The sequence below is a fragment of the Streptomyces sp. AC512_CC834 genome, assembly GCF_019049325.1.
In the GTDB taxonomy this organism is placed as follows: domain Bacteria; phylum Actinomycetota; class Actinomycetes; order Streptomycetales; family Streptomycetaceae; genus Streptomyces.
In genome coordinates, this window is sequence record NZ_JAGMUO010000048.1 from 13,028 (window position 1) to 30,884 (window position 17,857).

15 protein-coding genes and 1 tRNA gene are annotated in these 17,857 nt (G+C 69.2%); 5 read left to right on the forward strand and 11 right to left on the reverse strand.

From position 1 onward, the window contains the following. Positions 1 to 303 precede the first annotated feature (303 nt). On the reverse strand, positions 304 to 2,148 hold the full coding sequence (locus KUM40_RS18485) for a LuxR C-terminal-related transcriptional regulator (protein ID WP_217167089.1): 1,845 nt from the start codon (positions 2,146 to 2,148) through the stop codon (positions 304 to 306). Positions 2,149 to 2,220: 72 nt separating this feature from the next. Between KUM40_RS18485 and KUM40_RS18490 the strand changes: the two genes are divergently transcribed. Together KUM40_RS18490 and KUM40_RS18495 are read left to right on the forward strand one after the other, a co-directional pair. After that, complete coding sequence (locus KUM40_RS18490; protein WP_217167090.1) at positions 2,221 to 3,300, forward strand: hypothetical protein; 1,080 nt, start codon at positions 2,221 to 2,223, stop codon at positions 3,298 to 3,300. Positions 3,301 to 3,643: 343 nt separating this feature from the next. Beyond that, positions 3,644 to 3,862, forward strand: coding sequence for a helix-turn-helix domain-containing protein (locus tag KUM40_RS18495; RefSeq protein WP_217167091.1), 219 nt, complete (start codon positions 3,644 to 3,646; stop codon positions 3,860 to 3,862). A 279-nt stretch (positions 3,863 to 4,141) separates the two neighbouring features. Here KUM40_RS18495 and KUM40_RS18500 read toward each other — a convergent pair whose 3' ends face one another. Together KUM40_RS18500 and KUM40_RS18505 are read right to left on the reverse strand one after the other, a co-directional pair. Further along, entirely contained in the window at positions 4,142 to 4,483 is a 342-nt protein-coding gene (locus KUM40_RS18500; RefSeq protein WP_217167092.1) for a DUF6415 family natural product biosynthesis protein, read from the reverse strand. Further along, positions 4,480 to 4,737, reverse strand: coding sequence for a hypothetical protein (locus tag KUM40_RS18505; RefSeq protein WP_217167093.1), 258 nt, complete (start codon positions 4,735 to 4,737; stop codon positions 4,480 to 4,482). The genes KUM40_RS18500 and KUM40_RS18505 overlap by 4 nt, the downstream gene beginning before the upstream one ends. A gap of 64 nt (positions 4,738 to 4,801) precedes the next feature. On the opposite strand from KUM40_RS18505, the gene KUM40_RS18510 reads away from it, so the two are divergent. The 3 genes from KUM40_RS18510 to KUM40_RS42680 all read left to right on the forward strand — a co-directional run bounded on the left by KUM40_RS18510 (position 4,802) and on the right by KUM40_RS42680 (position 10,572). After that, positions 4,802 to 5,260, forward strand: a complete 459-nt coding sequence (locus KUM40_RS18510; RefSeq protein WP_217167094.1) for a hypothetical protein — start codon at positions 4,802 to 4,804, stop codon at positions 5,258 to 5,260. 25 nt (positions 5,261 to 5,285) lie between these two features. Continuing rightward, positions 5,286 to 6,629, forward strand: coding sequence for a hypothetical protein (locus tag KUM40_RS18515; RefSeq protein WP_217167095.1), 1,344 nt, complete (start codon positions 5,286 to 5,288; stop codon positions 6,627 to 6,629). 769 nt (positions 6,630 to 7,398) lie between these two features. Then, positions 7,399 to 10,572 (forward strand): DNRLRE domain-containing protein, encoded by a 3,174-nt coding sequence (locus KUM40_RS42680; protein WP_374227390.1) that lies wholly within the window; start codon positions 7,399 to 7,401, stop codon positions 10,570 to 10,572. Positions 10,573 to 10,637: 65 nt separating this feature from the next. Here KUM40_RS42680 and KUM40_RS18525 read toward each other — a convergent pair whose 3' ends face one another. The 8 genes from KUM40_RS18525 to KUM40_RS18560 all read right to left on the reverse strand — a co-directional run bounded on the left by KUM40_RS18525 (position 10,638) and on the right by KUM40_RS18560 (position 17,724). Next, positions 10,638 to 11,129: a hypothetical protein gene (locus KUM40_RS18525; protein WP_217167097.1), complete on the reverse strand. Its 492-nt coding sequence runs from the start codon at positions 11,127 to 11,129 to the stop codon at positions 10,638 to 10,640. A gap of 549 nt (positions 11,130 to 11,678) precedes the next feature. After that, on the reverse strand, positions 11,679 to 11,888 hold the full coding sequence (locus tag KUM40_RS18530) for a hypothetical protein (RefSeq protein ID WP_217167098.1): 210 nt from the start codon (positions 11,886 to 11,888) through the stop codon (positions 11,679 to 11,681). Beyond that, positions 11,885 to 12,289 (reverse strand): ATP-binding protein, encoded by a 405-nt coding sequence (locus tag KUM40_RS18535; protein ID WP_374227391.1) that lies wholly within the window; start codon positions 12,287 to 12,289, stop codon positions 11,885 to 11,887. Before KUM40_RS18535 ends, KUM40_RS18530 begins: the two co-directional genes overlap by 4 nt. A 181-nt stretch (positions 12,290 to 12,470) precedes the next feature. Continuing rightward, positions 12,471 to 13,685 (reverse strand): helix-turn-helix domain-containing protein, encoded by a 1,215-nt coding sequence (locus KUM40_RS18540; RefSeq protein ID WP_217167165.1) that lies wholly within the window; start codon positions 13,683 to 13,685, stop codon positions 12,471 to 12,473. 149 nt (positions 13,686 to 13,834) lie between these two features. Next, a tRNA-Pro gene (locus KUM40_RS18545) sits at positions 13,835 to 13,908 on the reverse strand. Between the two features lie 115 nt (positions 13,909 to 14,023). Next, entirely contained in the window at positions 14,024 to 15,118 is a 1,095-nt protein-coding gene (locus tag KUM40_RS18550) for an Ldh family oxidoreductase (protein WP_217167100.1), read from the reverse strand. Positions 15,119 to 15,140: 22 nt separating this feature from the next. Next, positions 15,141 to 16,850, reverse strand: coding sequence for a thiamine pyrophosphate-dependent enzyme (locus tag KUM40_RS18555; RefSeq protein WP_217167101.1), 1,710 nt, complete (start codon positions 16,848 to 16,850; stop codon positions 15,141 to 15,143). Between the two features lie 13 nt (positions 16,851 to 16,863). Next, positions 16,864 to 17,724 carry an amidohydrolase gene (locus tag KUM40_RS18560; RefSeq protein WP_217167102.1) on the reverse strand — a complete coding sequence of 287 codons (861 nt, stop codon included), beginning with the start codon at positions 17,722 to 17,724 and terminating at the stop codon, positions 16,864 to 16,866. Positions 17,725 to 17,857 lie beyond the last annotated feature (133 nt).

Below are 17,857 nucleotides of genomic sequence, written 5' to 3' on the forward strand. Positions count from 1 at the left end.
TGGGGCGGGGGCCTCGGGCCGGTTGGGGCCCCGGCGCAGGCCGGTCGGGGCGCAGGCCTCAGGCCGGTTGGGGCCGCGACGCAGGCCGGTCAGGGCGCAGGCCCCAGACCGGTTAGGGCCGCGACGCAGGCCGGAAGGGCGCGGGGCTCAGGCCTGATAGGGCTCCGACGCAGGCCGGAAGGCCGCGGGCGCAGGACAGTTTGGGCGCGGGCACAGGACGGATAGGGCTCGAGCCTCAGGCCAAGTTGGGGCTCGGGCGCAGGCCGGTCGGGTCACGGTGGCAGGACGGATAGGGCTCGGGCTTCAGGCCGGTTGGGGTTCGGGCAGTTCCATCAGCCAGGGCAGGGCGCCGCGGTCGCCCGCGCCGAGGCGGGTGTAGGCGCCGTAGAGGTGGTTGCCGACGGTGCGGACGGACAGGGTGAGTCTCTCCGCGATCTGCCGGTTGCTCAGACCCGAGGCGGCGAGGGTGACGATCTGCCGCTGGCGGGCGGTGAGTTCGCCGAGCGCCAGGCCGGACAGAGCCGGCGTGCGGGCGCCCTGGCAGCGCCGGGCGAGGGCGACGGCACGGGTACGGGCGTTGCGGGCGGCATGCGGGTCGCGGTGGGCGCGTACCGCCTGGGCGTGCGCCTCGGCCGCGAAGAGGAGGAATCCGCGCCGCTCCAGCTCCTCCGCCGCGCGGTCGAGCGCCGGTCCGTCACCGCGCGCGAGGGCGTCGGCGTGGGCGGCGAAGACGCCGGTCAGCCGGCCGGCCGCCCGTTCGGGAGCGCCGAGCCGCACGGCGTCGTACGCGTCGTACGGGTCGTAAGGGTCGCCCGCGGCGGCGAGCCGGACCGCCGCGTCGAGGTCGCCGCGGGCGGCGGCGGTCCAGACGGACGGGGCAGGGGCAGCCCCCTCGTTCTCCTTCGGCGCGTCGCCGGACTGTGCGACGGCCGAGGCCAGTTCGGCCAGGCAGGACGGGTCGTCGGGCCGGGTCCGCAGGCCCTCGCGCGCCCAGGCCGCGGCTTCGCCCAGGCGGCCGCGCAGCAGGGCGAACCGGGCCCGAAGCGCCGCGTACGGCGCAGGCAGCGGGGCTCCTTCGGCCGCCAGCCACTCCCCCACGGGGGTCTGAGTCGCCCGTACGTCGGCCTGCTCGATGCGCAGGGCGAGGGCCGCCCGCTCCGCCTCCAGGGCTGGGCCGCACTCCTGGGGGGTGCGGGCCAGGCGCCGGGCCCGCAGCCGGCCCGCGGCGGCGCGCAGGACCGGGCCGTGCAGGGGGTGTGCGAGGCGGGTGGCGCCGTGGTCGTCGACGGTGACCAGGCCCTCGGCCTCCAGTTGCTCCAGGGTCCGCACGTCGAGGGTGTCCAGGTCGAGGGGCAGGGGCTCGGCGAAGGCGAGGCGTTCGAGCGTCTCCCGCTCCCCGGGGCGGGTACGGCCGAGGACGTGGGCGGTGCGCTCACGGACCGTCGCGGTGAGGGGTACCGGCCCCCGCCACGCACGGCGCTCGGTGTCAGACACCGGCACGAGCAGCCCCTCCTCGCGTACGGCGGTCAGCAGCTCGCGCAGCAGCCGCAGGTCGCCCCGGCACAGGCGGTGCAGCCGGTCGACGGTGAGCGGCTCCAGGCCGGTGCCCGCGCCCTGCGTGAGGAGTTCGGCGGTCTCCTCTCGGGGCAGCGGCTCCAGGGCGAGGCGCGGCAGCAGTTCCCCGGACCACAGCCGGGACACCGCGCCCGGCACGGGGACGCCGTCGGTGGCGACGACCAGGAGCCGGGTGCGGCCGTGCACGGCGAGCTGGTGCACGAGGGCGGCGGAGGCGCCGTCGAGCAGGTGCGCGTCGTCGACCAGCAGCAGCCGAACGCCGGACAGGAGTTGTACCGCCCGGTGCAGGGTGACGGTCTCGGGCAGCAGATGGGCGAACGCGGCGAAGGGGATGTCCTGGGTCTCGGGCGTCCCGGCGGCCCTGGCGCAGTCGGTGCCGCGTACGGCCTCAGTCACGAGCCTGGTCTTGCCCGAGCCCGCGGGGCCCGTCAGCACGAGGCCGGCCCGTCCGGCGGCCACGGACCGGCGCACCAGCTCCAGTTCGTCCGCCCGTCCGGTGAACGGCCAGGGCATCTCCAGCGTCTTCGCGTCCCGCAGAGTAGTCGTCACAGCAACATGAGTCGGGATACTCATCCCTGATACAGGGTGACTTGAGTACCCCTCGACTCAGGCGCCCGGGCCGGGTCGGACGGCACGCTGGGGGCCATGACCGCACGCTACTGCTCGCTCGCGCAGCAGCCCGCCCCCGTGCTCGCACCGGGGCTGGCCGCCGAGCGCGTCGCCGCGCTGGTCGGCGGGCAGCGGATGTGGGTCAACGGAACCGTTCTGCACTACTGCTTCCTCGGCGGCGACACCGACACCTCCGTGGTTCCGATGCCGGGCACCGGGCGGCCGCGGCGGGGTTCGTGGGTGGGGACCGACGAGCAGCGGGACGTGGTGCGCGACTGCTTCCGGGAGTGGCGGGACCTCGGCATCGGGATCGACCTCGAAGAGGTCCGCGACCGCTCGGAGGCGGAGCTGCGCATCGGCTTCCAGCCCGGCGACGGGTCCTGGTCGGCGGTGGGCAAGGACGCGCTCCGGGTGGGTCTGAACGACCGTACGATGAACTTCGGTTGGGACCTGACCGCACCCGGTGAGCGCGCGACGGCCCTGCACCAGATCGGGCACGCGCTCGGCATGCTCCACGAGCACCAGAGCCCGTTCGCCGGCATCCTCTGGGACGACGAGGCGGTCTACGCCGAACTGGCGGGCCCGCCGAACCACTGGAGCCGGGAGCGGACCTTCCACAACATCCTGCGCAAGCTCGACGGCGACGAGGTCAACGGCCCGGTCTGGGACCCGCAGTCGATCATGGAGTATCCCTTCCCGTCGGGGCTGATACTGGAGCCCGAGCACTACCGCTCCGGTCTGCACCCGCCCGGTACCCTCTCCGCCGCCGACAAGGAGTTCGCCCTGCGCTGGTACCCGCCCATCGGCCGGCCGGGTCCACTGGTGCCGTTCCGTTCGGTGCCGCTGGGTCTGGGACCCGGTGAGCAGGCCGACTTCCGCGTGGACCCGCCGGAGACCCGCGAGTACTCCGTGGGCACCTTCGGCGACAGCGACGCCGTCGTCGTCATCTTCGAGGAGCGGGACGGCGTGCCCCGCTACCTCGCCGGACTCGACGACGGGGGAACACCCCGCAACGCCACGATCAGGGCCCGTTTCGTCAAGGGCCGCCGCTATGTCGTCCGGGTGCGCCTGTACTCCTCGTGGGGCGCGGGCGAGACGGCGGTCATGTGCTGGTGACCGCGCGGCTCACAGACGCCCGGGCGCCGTGGCCACAGACCGGCGCCGGGGGCCGGCCGCGGAACGTCTCCTTCGGGGGAGGGCAGACGTTCCGCGGCACACCGGGCCCGCTGCTTCGGGGGAGGCGGCGGGCCCGGTCACGTCATGATGCTGTTGGCGAATCCCGTAGCGGCCGGTGTTCGGACAGTCTGTCCCGGCAGAGGCTCCATTTCAGCGGCGTGTCGCCGTGACAAACTGTCCAATCATGAGCCCCGGAACACGGGCCGACGGCCGTCCGACCGATTCGCCAACAGCGTCACGTCATGCCGGGGCCCCATGCGGATGAGGCCGACGGCGTCCAGCCGTGCGAGGGCTTCGGCGCGGGCTGAGCCGAGGTCGCGGCGCGCGTAGCCGATACGGGTTCGCTGGATGTCGTTGCCGACGGGACGCGCGCGGCCGGTCCGGGATCGACGCCGCGGCGTACAACCGCATCGAGCAGGGCCACTCCTCGCCGAAGCTGGACACCCTGATCCGGATCGCCGACGCAATGCGTGTCGAGCCGGAGGAACTGGTACGGCGGTGAGCGGCCCACCCCCGAGGGGGAACGAGGAACGGGCCTGCCCCGCGTCACCGGCACGATCGGCGAACAGCACGTGCCGATGACGTTGGGCCCGCCGGCGCCACGTTCGCCCTGTGGCGCCGGCGGGGGTTCAACTCCCGAAACCCGAGGGAGCGGTCTGTCGCGGCACTGCCGGTCGACACGGGTACGGGCAGACGTACACCGTCGGCGCAGCGCCCGAAGCGGTATCCGGGATGATCGCGCGCGGCTCGCCCTCGATCGGCTTGTCGCAGTATGCGCAGATCATGGTCCGCTGCCCTCGATCGCTTCGTGCAGTTCGCACACTCGGCGGGCCAGCTCGCCCACGTGGATCGCCCCGGCGAGCGGGGCCGCGCCGAGCTGGTACTGCATCGCGTCCTCTGCGCGCTCGGAGGCTTGGATCCGGGCGTACCACGTGCGGGAGCGCAGCGGGGCGGCGTCGGCCTGACGCTGTGCCAGGGGAACAAGCCGCTCGATCTCCCCGCGCAGCGCCTTGTCCAGCTCTTCCAGCCGCGACAGGGGCGGCAGGGTGCCCGTCGCGCTGAGTGCTTCAGAGATCAGCCGGGTGATCTCGTCGGCGTCGACGGAGTGCCGTGTCGTAGTCACCTGGCCACCGCCTGTCGGACAGGGAGTCCGAGCAGGAATGCAACGCGGTCGGTGGTGGCGGGCTCATCGCCGTGCTGCCCGATCTCGTACCCGTAGTTGGTGAGGTAGCAGCTTCCGCCGACGGTGACGTTCTCGCCGACACGGGCGTACTGGGGATTTGTCACGCTGAGCGTACCGTCGTCCTGTTTGGCGACAGACGGCCCGTGCGCCGTGAGTTGTTCGACCAGAATGGCCGATGCGGTCATCGCGTCCATGGGCAGATTGCACCGCGGCGCGTTCACGCGCGGAACCTGACAACCTATGACACGGAGATGATCAATGTCTCTAGCTGCGGCGATCACTGGTACGCGGCAGACCGAACACCGAGAACTCATCTGGTTCAGTGACCTGTTCGACCGCTACCTCTCACCATGGGCGACGCCCGACGCCCGGTTCTACATCGGCGGCGCGCGCGGCATCGACAGCCTGTCGCTGCTGTGGCTTGCCGGGAACACCGTTTCGCGGCTGACCGTCGTGGTGCCCGGTATGGTCGCGCAGCAACCGGCGGAAGCACGGCAGGCGATCGAGCGGTGCCGCGATCGGATCGACGACATCGTCGAGTTGGGCGCCGCGGAGTTGCAGACGCCCGCGTTTCACGCACGGAACCGGTACATGGTCGATCGCACCGACATGACGCTCGGGTTCCCCCTCGATGGCGCCGAGGGCGGGTCGGGAACGTGGCAGACGATCAACTATGCAGCCGTGCAGGGGAAACCACGGCTGATCGTGCCCGTGTGAGCCCGGAAACGTGCATCATGACGGTATGAGCGCGTACGACAGATTTGTTGGCGCCGCCACGCTCAAGCGGTTGCGTTTCGCGCGTGGTTGGTCCCTCGCGGACACCGCCCGAGCCGTGATCCGTAAAGCGACCGACCTCGGGCAGCCGCTCGACGCGAGCGTCGCGAGTGTGCAGCGGTCCGTCGCTCGTTGGGAATCCAGCAAAGCGCCAGTCCTGCCCGCCGAGCGATATCAACTCCTGCTCGCCCACCTGTACGCCCGAGGAAGCGACGGGCGTATCGCTCTCGGCCCGGGCTCCGACGCCGCCGAGCTGCTCGACGCACTCGCTTACCTCGGAGAGAGCGAACGGCGTCTCGACGAGCTACGGACGCTACTGATGCGCACGGCGACCGACACCGGCGCCGGAATGCTTGCCTTGCTCGGCCCGTCGGCAGAGGACGGCTTGTCGGCGGCGCTCGCCGATCCCGGCCGGCTCGACGAGGGCGTGCTCGACGCACTGCGCGCAGTCGTCGGTGACGTGAATAAGCGTGTCGGATCCTTGCCGTTCGTACGTCTGCAACTGCTGCTTTCCCCGGTGATCGAGTCGTGCCGTCGGCTACTCGAAGGCCCGGTCCCCGACGGGCTACTGCCCGGCTTGCAGACGGTAGCGGCGCAGGCGTACACGCTCGGCGGCCGACTGGCGTTCGAAACACGCGACGATGACGCTTCGCGTGCCTTGTACGCCGCGGCGACCACTGCGGCCGGCGCTGTTGGTGCGCTGTGGCACCGATCTGTCGTCCACATGAGTCACGCCCTGGTCACCCTCTACTCAACCCCCGGGGTGGACGCGGCGCAGCAGCTCGTCGACGCCGCCGTGCGGGATGCTCGCGCTGGTGGCAGCGTGACAATCCGTGCTCGGGCGCACGCGCTGCAAGCTGAGATCGCGGCGAGGCGCGGCGTGCAGAAGAGTGCGCAGACTTCGCTCGCCCTCGCCTGGTACGACATGGACAGCAACCGGGACGGCGACCCGGCGGGCATGTCGTTCTCGCCGGCGCACCTGCGTGGCTTCGAGGGCATCACGTCGCTGTACGTGGGTGACGCGTCCGAGGCGCACGACTACTTCGCCGCCTCGGCCGATGCCTTGCTGGCGCCACGCGAGCAGGTGCAGCGAGCGATCGTTGCGACCGATCAGGCTCTCGCCCGGATCCGCCTCGACGAGCCCAAGTCGGCGGCCGGCCTGTTGCACGGCTGCATCGACGCAGCGTCCACGACGGGCGGCCGCGTGGCGTCGATCCGGCTGCGGCGGGCTCGCCACGAGCTGCGGCCATGGCGGCGGGAGCACTGGTTCGCCGATCTCGACGACCATCTGATCGACTCGCTCGGCGCGTAACCTTCCGAAAACGCACAAAGATGCCCTGTCCGGCCGTGAGGCCAGACAGGGGCGTGATGTTCATGCGATGCGGTTCTGGCTCAGGCCCTGTGTAGCGAACTCGGTGAGTGGCGGAAGCCCTACTGTCCTGTGCTCCTCGCCTGCTGAAGAGGACAGTTGATGAGACACCCCGGTCTTGCAGCTTCTTCAGACTTGGCACGACAGGTCCATGCCGCATCCCACCTGACTGAGGACTTTGTGCTCCGCTCAGGGCGTAGGGCCACGGAGTACTTCGACAAGCACCGCTTCGCAGGCGACCCCGTTCTCCTCGATTCCATCGCTCAGGCGGTCGCCCCACTTGAGCCGGAGGACACAGAAGGGCTGGCCCGCCTGGAGATGGGTGTCATCCCGGTTGAACCGTTCTGGGTCTGATGGAGGCTGGTTCCCTACCGCGTCAAGAGCCGCTATTCAGCCTGATGGACGACCAGTGTGACGTGACGTCCGCGACGTTTGGAACGCTGCGGTTCGGTGTCCACCAGCTCCAGCTACCGGGGCCGTGACCACGTTTCAGTCATCTCATCTCGCGGACGATCGCGAGTGATCACGTGACCCTACAGTGCCTGCAGACCTTGCCGAGTGAAGAAAGGGTGTGCGGTTGGTGCACGCGCGAATATCCCGTACCAGGAAAAGCAGGAAAAGACGGACGGGACAGCTGGCGGTAGGCACCGCCCTGCTGATCCTCGCGGAAGGCTCACTCGCTGTGGGTGGGGCGGGCGCTGCCACGCAGCACGTGTCAGAGGACACCTCGGCGGCCCAGTCCGTGGCGCGGCTGTCCGACGCCACAGACAGCAAGACAGCCGCGAAGAAGGCGGCTACGCACGTCAAGGGCTCCCTCGGCTGGGCAGTTGCTGAGGCGAAGAGCACGGGCAAGAAGGTCGCCGCTCCCGACGAAACGACCGCTACGTCGTCCACGGTAGCCAACCCTGACGGCACGGTGACCACCGAACTCACCGCAGGCCCTGAGCGGGTATGGCGGGACGGTGCCTGGCGAAAGGTCGACGTAACCCTCACCAGGGCCGCTGACGGCTCGGTGCGGGCCAAGGAGCATCCCAACGGCCTGCGCCTCGCGGGTAAGGGCGGCTCCCGGGCCAAGTCCTTGAGCGCCACACAGGACTCCTCGGCGCGAAACCTGGTCACTCTGGGCAGTGGCGAGGACAGCATCACTCTCCAGTGGAAGGGCGGACTGCCCGAACCGCAACTCAATGGCACCCGCGCCCGCTACCAGGACGCTGTCCCCGGCGCCGATGTGATCGTCGAAGCGACCCGGACAGGCTTTGAGCAATTTGTCGAGATAAGCGAGAAGCCGGACGGCGGGAACTTCACGTACACCCTGCCAGTGCGGGCCGAGGGCATGACCGCCGAGGCCGGCAAGGACGACTCGGTGGTGTTCACCGACGCCGAGACCGGGGATGTCCGGGCCACCATGCCCGCACCGGTGATGTGGGACTCGGCTGTCGACAAGGTATCCGGCGAACACACGCGACGAGCACGTGTGGACATGGAGGTCGTGGACAAGGGGCAGGGTGAGATCGACCTTGTCGTCACCCCGGACGCCGACTTCCTCGTCGACAAGAAGACGCACTACCCAGTTACGGTCGACCCCTCCACCTCCGCCCTCGCCAGCGCCTACGACACGTACGTGCAGCAGGGCGAGACGGTCGACTGGTCCAATGACGTCGAACTCGACCTCGGCAACCCCGGAACCATCAACGCGGACGGAACGCCCCGCACCGCGCGGTCCTTCATCGTCTGGGACACCACTCCCATCCAGGACGCGTTGATCATTGACACGAACCTGGCGCTGTGGAATTTCCACTCCGGCAACACCGACTGCTCCGTTCAGAGCTGGACGGTCTGGGACACGAGTGCGCCGTCGACCTCGTCAAGGTGGACGAACCAGCCCACCTGGAAGCAGCAGTACCACTCGTCCGCCGAGACGCGCGGAAACCCGGGCTGTACCAGCAGCCAGCCGGACGGATGGATCAACGCCGACGTCGACACGCTCGTGCAGACCTGGGCATCCGCCAAGGCGACCCGCGGTCACATGGGTCTGCGCGCCGCCACTGACGCCGTCGCGGCCTGGAAGCGTGTCAACTCGGCCAATGCGTCGGCGAATCAGCCCAAGCTGACGGTCACATACAACTACCGTCCGCAGGACGGATCGGCTCAGCAGGCCGGCCCTCCGTTCAGGTCCTACGAAGGCGTGTGGGGGGTCAACACCCTCACCCCGACCCTCAGGGACAAGTTCGAGGATGCGGACGGTGACCGGGTCAGCGGCAGCTTCCAGGTCTACGACGCTGAGACCAATACGCCGATCACCACGCCGGCCGGGGACGGCGTGCTCGTTTCCGACTACGTGGAGCCCGGTGAGTGGGCGAGCGTTCAGGTCCCGGATGGACAACTGACGGACGGCAAGGCGTACAAGTTCCGCACCAACGCCTACGACGGAACCCACTACAACTTGGGCTGGTCCCCGTGGCGGACGTTCGTTGTGGAGACTGCGGCCTCCGGGGTCCCCACCAACCTCCAGCCTGGCGACTCCTACACGATCAACAACCCCGAACTGATCGCCGACCCCGCCCGGATCGAGGAAGTCTTGAACCGGGACGGCAACCTCGAGGCACTCGGTGTGCTGCCGCGCACCGGCCCTTCGGCAGTCGAGCCCGTGGAGACGCAGGCGGTCTGGGAGCGCACGTACACCACTCCCAGCGACCGGTTCATACGCGGCCGCAAGCCAGAGAACAACGGCCTCGACCCGTACGACTACATCGCCGACGTCGATGAGTGCGTGAACGCCGACGACTCGGACAACAGGGCCGGCTGGATCAAGAACCGGTTCTCGTACTGCCAGGAAACCCTGACGGTCATGCCCGCCATCCGCTGTGGCCTGTGGCCGCCCGGATGCTACATCAAGGGCCTCTTCATCTCGCGGAACACACTCATCGGGTATGGCAAGATCGGCGGCCTGGACGCCGGCCCCTACACGCGGTACGCCGAGTTCGACTTCAACATCGACGTCAAGACCACCAACGGAGACTTCAACAAGGCAGGCTCCAAGCTGGAAGCCACCTTGGAATGCGAGGGCGACTGGGCCATCGGAGTCCCATCGACAGCCAGGGACGAAGACGCATGCTTCGACGGGATTTACGAGGGCCGCGAGGATTCGCCCAGCCAGTGGAACGCCGACGGCGACACCAAGTTCGACCTGTGGTCAGCAGCGCCCAAGACACCCGACGTCGCCAACGGCGACCAGATTGCCACGGGGCTGTTCACCCCGGTCCTCAAATTCACCATCCCTGGCTACGGTCAGGTCATTCCGTCCGAAGGCGAAGAAGGAGAGGTGCGCTTCGACAGCGCCGCCTACAACCAACGGGCCCAGCTCGGGTCCGTGTTCCCTGACGCCACACCCGCTCTGCGCTACGACAGAAGCGACAAGAGCGTACCCAACACGGGCGGCGAGCCGTATCTCGGAGTCGCAGCGGTCGCGGACCACATCGGCGACGCTCTCGACGACCCGGACAGCACCTACCCGACGAAGACCGGCAAGAACGTTCCCGGCGGAGATCCATTGGATCCGATGCACCGCCTGGTGCCGGGCTACGGGGTGACCGAACGAGACCGCTACGACGCCAATCGTGCAATAGTCTCCTCCACCTGTAACAGCAGCGGCATGCCCGGACGTCCCGCCGAAGGGGAGAACCTCGACTGCGACGAATTCCCCTTCGCATCAAGCTACGAGGGGGCCGCGCGTCACCAGTACGAAGGTGACGAGTACCTCAACGACTTCTCCGTCCGCTACATCGACCCGACCGAGAATCAGGAAGCCGGGCGCCGTCTAGGCGCCTGGTACGACAACGACCGTATCCTGAGCCACGATCCGTACATCATCCGTATCGGCGACTGACCTGGAGCGATCCAGTCACACCGACAGTGCTGCGGGGCCGGTCACCGACCGGCCCCGCTTCCTTTTCACTCGGCGGAGGTGCGCCAGATTTGGACGAGGCAGTAAAGATCCCTGTCGTTCAGTCTCTCATCCCGTACCGGAGGAACCTCCAGGGTGCGCCACGAAAGCGGTGAGGTGAAGGGACCGCTTTCGCTGTTGAACATCCACTGCCACCGCATCGTGTACAGGCCGGGCGAGGGCAGGATCAGCGGGACCTCTTGCCGCCCCCCGTCGATGGTATGGATGGCCAGGTCGCCGCCAGGAAGTCGCACCTCCACCTCCTCTCGGCCGAACCATTGGACATCCTCTTCCGGAGGGAGAATGGACCAGCTCTCCAGCCGCACAGTGGCCCGAATAACCTGGGCCGGTACCTGCATGTACACGAGACCGGGGGCGGAGAGCAACCACTTCGTGGAATCCGCATCCATCCCATAGGTATCGACGGATGTGTCATACAGGCCGAAGATCCTGTCACTTGGAGAAACGCGAGCATCGAACGCGTCCAGTAGCCTGCTCAAGAGATACCTCTCGCATCGACAGTTGAGCCGCAAGCAGCATATGCGGCTCTCGCCTGCTCATCCGACCGTCACTGCTGAGAGCGAACGGATGGCGAGGACGCAGGACGCAGGAGGATGGCTCTTGACCGAATACCAGGGCAGCAAACTCGGCCGGCGGCGCGGGGAGGGGGTGTCGTGAGTCCTCACACGATACATAGCGACCACCGATGCAGGCGGCGGTCGCCGTGCAAGTGCATGTGGCCGCGGGCTCCGCGCAGGTGCTCCTCTACGAACGCACATATGAAGCGGCCGGCTCGCCAGACGGTGCCTTCATCACCGGCACGGCCCCCCACAGGCTTTCCTGCCGCAGCGCCGACGATCGCAAATTTGCGTCCCCGAGAGCAGCGCAGGAACACGAACTGCATGAGGAGCCGACGTCACGAGAGCGGAAAAGCCCGGGTCAGGTCCCACATAGTCTGGCTCAGCACAACGAGTCCGAGTGCCGAGCGTGAGGCAACGAAGCCCCGGCCGGTGACCACCACCGAGCCGGGGCTTCTGTCGTTTCGAGCATCAGGTATCCCGGTCCCGCAGCCTCTCCTTACGGGTCTTGATCACCCGTAGTCGATCCGGCCGTTCGGAGGTCCACTGACCCGGTCCGTACTCCGGCCGCAGCACCCACATGGCTCCACCACGTACGTCCGCGACGATGCGGCGCCGGTCGGCCTCCTCGTCGTGGATCAGGTCGCCCACCCACGCGCGCCCTCCCTTTCTGCCGGTCATTCGTGCCCCTTCACATGCAGTTCTGCCCACACCCGTTTCCCCCACGACAACGGATCGGTGCCCCAGTCCTCGGCCAGCGCCTCCACGAGCGCCAGGCCACGCCCGCCCTCGTCCTCGGCGCTCGGCTCCCGGGGCACCGGGAAACTCTTCGACTTGTCCGCGACACCGATACGCACCCGCACTGCCTCGGGCCGGGTGACGGTGATCCGGATGGAATGGCTCCGGGCGTGCTTCACGGAGTTGGTCACCGGCTCGGAGACGATCAGGGCCGCGACGTCGGACAGCTCTTCCAGTCGCCATGCTGCCAAGGCGACGTGCACCAGACGCCGGGCGGTAGCCGCGCTCCCCGGTTCACGCGGCAGGGTCGCGCTGTAGCCGGGGTGCCCGGTGGGGCCGGCCACGGTGAGCGGCAAGCATCGCCGGGGCTGCTTTCGTGACTGCGCGTCCATGGGATTCGGCACGTCAGTTGCTCTTTCAGGTCGGCCGCAGCCCCGGACGTTCACGAGGTCGCGGGGCGTGACCATTCATGTAAGCGACGTGCCAAGAAGGGTGACAGGGGCGCAACGTCCCACTTTCACCACGCTATTCGCTGACTCCCAGGAACTCCGCCAACGGCCGGAGTCCCGGCGGGTGGTTGGGAAGGGCCCACAGGTCGCGCACGATGGCTACGGCCAACGTGTGATGCCGCATCCACGTCGGTGCCACCCGGCGCAGGGACTCCAGCGCCTTCACTGCTCCGGCGGCATCGCCGGTGTCCGTGTGCGCTCGGGCCACGTCCAGCAGCAGCCACGTCCGCCAGGACGGCGGAGTGTCCTTGCTCAGCCGCATTCCCTTGGCCAGGGCCAAGGCATCATGCGGGTGCCCGTACTGCACGGCGAGGCGGACGCGTTCGATGCGGACCGACGACGGACTGAAGACGCTGACCATGCGGTTGTCGCTGCCCGCAGGCAGCTTGGAGACGCGGGCCGCTTCCTTCTCCGCCCCCGCCATCAACTCCGCCGCCCGTTCGTAGTCGCCGCTGCGCGCGGCGGACGTGGCGGCACTCATGGTGAGGGCCCCCCACACCTTCAGCCCGTCGGCAGTGTCCGTGTGGCCGCCGCTTTCGACGGCCTCAGCCGCGCGAAGGGCGATCCCCAGAGCGTCTTCCAGGCGACCCTGCCGTTGGTAGGTCCAGGCGACAGAGTTCACGATCATGGGGGTCAAGAGCGAGTCTGCGGACTGCTCCGCTGCGCGTATGGCGCGTTCCAGGCTCGTGAGGGCCAGGTCTGTCTTGCCCATGCGCACGGCGGCGTGCCCGGCGAGCTGAAGCGCCTTGCCCAGGGCCGCGAAACCGGCCCTGCGGTCGTCGTCGCTCCCCGACACCGAGGCGGAACGCGCTTCGGTGATCAGGTCGGGGAGGCTCTTCAACACGGCGTCGAACTCGGCTGCGTGATACTGCGACCAGCCGTCTGCGATGTGCTCGCGCAGTCGGTCCATCGAGAAGCCCTGGCCGGTCGGTTCCGGATCCGGCCCCCATAGCGCGGGCATGATGACCCGGCGCACGGCGACGAATCGCGGTCCGTCACTCTCTCCGCCTGCCGCGACCGCCGGAGGGTCGCCCAGCAGCGTGGTCAGTTCCACGCCGAGACCGTTGGCCAGTGCGTGCAGTGTGGGCAGCCGCGCCGAGTGCTTCCGCCCCTGTTCGAGCTGACGAATCACATCGACGGACACATCGGAGCGCTCAGCCAGCTCTTCTTGCGTCAAAGCGGCCAGACGGCGCAAGCGACGCAGGGTCTTCCCCAGGGCTTCGTTTGCCACGCTGCCACCGTACGCTTCCAGGCTGCTTCGGCAGCTCACGATGCCTGCCGCAGTTGGAGAGACCCGACACCACTGCCAAAATGATCAAGGGCCCTGCCTCACCTAAGTGAGACAAGGCCCTGACCTGGGCTCGAAGCCCTCTTGCACCGTCGGGACGACAGGATTTGAACCTGCGACCCCTTGACCCCCAGTCAAGTGCGCTACCAAGCTGCGCCACGTCCCGGTGCGCGATTCGTGTGAGCCGTGATCGCGCTGGTCAAGCCTACCCCATCCACACCGCGGGGAGGGGTCGCCGGCCGGCCCCTCCCCTCCGGGGCGGCCGACGACGTACGGGGGTACTACGTGGTCGCGGGCGGCGTGATTCCGGAGTCGGCCGCCCGCTCGGTGAGGTCGTGCCAGACCTTCGGTGCCACCGGTACCCCGACCGCGCCGCGCTCCACGGCGATGGCGGCGCTGCGCTCGCCGGGGTAGTACACGCCGTCGGCGTCGTCGGCGACCGGCAGGGCCTTCAGGGTGCCGAGGGTGTCGTCCACGGCGGCCCTGAAGTCCGCGGCGCTCCCGCCGAAAGCCGTCGGGTCGAGGGCGATGAGCAGGGCGTTCTGGCGGTGCCTGCGGCCGGCCGGGTCGTCGGAGTGGAAGGCCGAGAAGATCGGCGCGCCGACCAGGACGCTGGTCAGCAGTTCGAAGGCCATGGACATGCCTGAGCCCTTGGCGCCGCCGAGCGGAAGCGGCATGACGGCCAGGGAAGGGTCGGTGGTGGGGGTGCCGTCCTCGGTGGCGGCGGCGTTCTCCGGCAGCGGGGTGCCGTTCGCCCTCGCCTGGCGGATCTTGCCCAGTGCGATGGTGGCGGTGGCCATGTCCAGGAGGAGCGGGGCGTGGTCGGCGGCGGGTACCGCGATGGCGAGGGGGCTGGTGGCGACGGCGGCGCCCTTCACGCCGGTGTAGCCCATGTTGGGCATGCCGGCGACGAAGCCGAGGCCGACCAGGCCCTGTTCGGCGATCCTCGAGACGTAGTAGCCGATGGCGCCGGTGTGCACGGTGCCGCGTACGCCGACGGAGGCGATGCCGTTGGTCCGCGCGCGCCGCACCGCCTCCTGCGCCGCCGCGCTCAGCGCGACCGGGCCGGGGGCGCGGTCGGCGTCGAGCACGGCGGCGGCCGGGGTGGTCGACTCGAACCTGAGGTCGGGTGCGGTGTTGGCGACGCCCTTGGCGAGCAGGTCGAGGTAGGCGGGGACGCGGGCGACGCCGTGGGACTCGATGCCGCGCCGGGCCGCCCAGACGAAGACGTCGGCGGTGGTGCGGGCGTGTTCGGCGCTCAGGCCGCCCTTCTCCAGGAGAGCGGCGGCGAAGGCGCTCAGGTCGTCGGCGGGGACGCGGACCTTCCGGGCCTTCCCCGGCCCGGGATCGGCTGTGGGCGTGGGTGTGTCGGTCATGGTGCGGGGTCTCCTGGGTCGGTCAGCGGGTGACTAGGACGTCGACTACGGCGGTGGTGCCTTCCGTCACGGCCTTCAGCGCGCGCTCCAGAGCGGGCGCGAGGGCGTCGGTGGTCTCGACGGTCTCGGTGTGCATGCCGAACGGTTCGGCGAAGGCCGCGAGCCGGGGCAGCCTGTGCAGGTCGGTGCCGAGCCACTCGCCGGTGTCGGCCGCCGCGCCCTCGGGGTAGAAGCGGCGGTGGTTGAGGTTCATCGACTTGTAGACCCGGTTGTTGAAGATGACGACGAGCACCGGCAGGTCGTACGCCTTCGCCGCGTCGTACGACGGGATCACCGGGTTGTAGGTGAACGCGCCGTCTCCGACGGTGAGGACGACCGGGCGCTGTCTCGCGGCCAGTTTGACGCCGAGCGCGACGGCGATGCCCTGGCCGAGGCCGCCCTGGACGTAGAAGTACGAGTCGGGGTCGGTGGTGCGGAGGTGGCGTTTGACGATGCGGCTGTGGGTGATCGTCTCGTCTACGACGATGCCGTCCCGGCCGGTCAGCAGTCCGCGCAGGGTGGCGGCCACCAGTACCGGGTCGACGCCCTCGGACTGCTCCGCCTTCGTTTCGGCGGTGGCGACTGCGGCCCGCTCGGCGGCGTGGCGCTCCTCCTGGGCGGCGCGCCGCACGGCCACCGCCGCACCGTCCAGGTCCTTCGCCCGCCTGGCCAGTTGGCGCAGGGTGTTGGCGACGTTGCCCTCCAGGTACGCGTCCGCGAGGAGGACCTGGTACGTGATGTGTGGACGCTGTGGCACCTGGTCGATGACGACGATCTTCGCCTTCGACGGCCTGCGGCTCGGCGGGTAGAAGGGGACGCGGCAGTTGACCAGGAGGATCAGGTCGGCCTCGTCCATCCACGGGCCGATGTCGCTGCCGGCGTGCAGCGGGTGGGTGCGCGGGAAGTTGCCGCACACCGCCGAGTCGGGCTCGGCGACCGGGATGTTCCAGGCCTCGGCGAAGGCGACCAGGGCCTCGAAGCCGCCCGCCTCACGGCCCGCGGTCTCGGTGACGACCACCGGGTTCCGCGCCTCGCGGAGCATCCGGGCGACCGGTTCGACCTCCTCGGGCGAGGAGTGGGTCGAGCCGGGCGCCACGATGGGCTTGGCCTCGCGGCCGTCCCAGTCCTCCAGCAGGGTCTCCACCGGGATGTTCAGATAGGCGGGTCCTGCCGGGGCCCGCCAGGCGAGTTCGGCCGCCCGGGTGACCATCGTGGGCAGGGTGCTGATGTCGGCGGCCTCGTTGGCCCACTTGGTGAAGGGCTGGGCCACGTGGTGCGGTCCGCCCACGATGGACAGGTTGCGGTACCACTGGCCGCCCGGGTCCTGGCCGGGACCGTCGCCGTAGGTGGTCGACTCGGAGGAGGCGACCAGCATCGGGACGCCGGCCAGTAGCGCGCCGTGCACGGCCATGGAGCCCTGGAGAAGACCGGGCGCGGCGTGCAGCAGTACGCCCTGGGGGCGGCGTTCGAGCAGTCCGTAGCCGGTGGCCATGCCGACCGCCACCGTCTCGTGGGTGAGGTCCAGGTACTCCGGCGCCGGCTCCCCGTCGCGGTGGCGCCGGGCCAGGGACTCCCACACCGGGGCCCATTCGGACCCCGATGAGCAGAAGACGTAGTCGGCGCCGACGGCGGTGAGGGCGGAAACGAGAGCGTCACCGCCGTCGGCGCCCGGCCTGTTCTTGCTGTCCGTCATCTCGTGTGTTTCCTCAGCCCTCGATCGGCCAGTTCAGGACCTCGGAGATGCCGCGGCCCATGATCCATTCAAGCTCCTCGGGCGTGAAGTCCCAGTGCTTGGTGAACTGCTCGATCGTGTCGGTGTACGTGATGCCGTGGCCGAGGAGGCGGGTGATGTCGGTGCCGTAGAAGCACCGCTGCGGGCCCATCTTGTCGACCATCTCGCGCACGTACTTCTGGATGTTGTTGTTCGGGAAGGGCTGCGTGGAGTAGCCGGGCAGCGCCGAGAGCTTGACGTAGATGTTGGGGTGGGCGGCCAGGTCGGCGGTCTCCGACACCCAGTAGCCGATCGCGTCGTCCACGCAGCGGGCCATGATGCCCATGTGGTCGATGATGATCTTCAGCTCGGGGTGCTTGGCGGCGATCTCGCCCAGTTCGCGCTTCCAGATCGGGGCGTGGACCATGGTGGGGATGCCGAGCTGCGCGGCGATCGGCCAGTACCAGTCGTTGGTGCCGTCGATCATCCAGTTGCGGTCCTGCGGGCGGTGGAAGGTGAGCCGGGTGCCCTTGATGTGCGGGTTCTGGGCGAAGTCCTTCAGCATCGCGGTGCCCTCGGCCTCATTGTCCTGCGGGACGCGGGCCATGATGCCGAAGCGGTCCGGGTGGGCCTCGCAGGCCTCCAGGGCGTAGTCGATGCGGTTGCCCTCCCAGGAGGGCGGGAGGATCAGCGCGCGGTTGACGCCGGCCTCGTCCATCAGCTCCAGGGCCTCTTCGTAGGAGAAGGGGTCCTCGCGGTGGCCGTTGAGGCGGATGCGCTCGCGGGCGCCCGGGAGCCAGGGGCGGTCCGGGGTCTCTTCCTTCCAGATGTGGATCTGGGTGTCGACGACGAACATGCGCGGGCTCTTTCTCTCGGAAACTTTCGGGACTCCCGAGAGCTCTCGCGAACTCTGGGGAACTCTCGGGAACGCTCGGACGCGGTGACTCGGTGGTGTGGAAGGAACGCTAGGTGGGGCGCGGGCCCTTGCA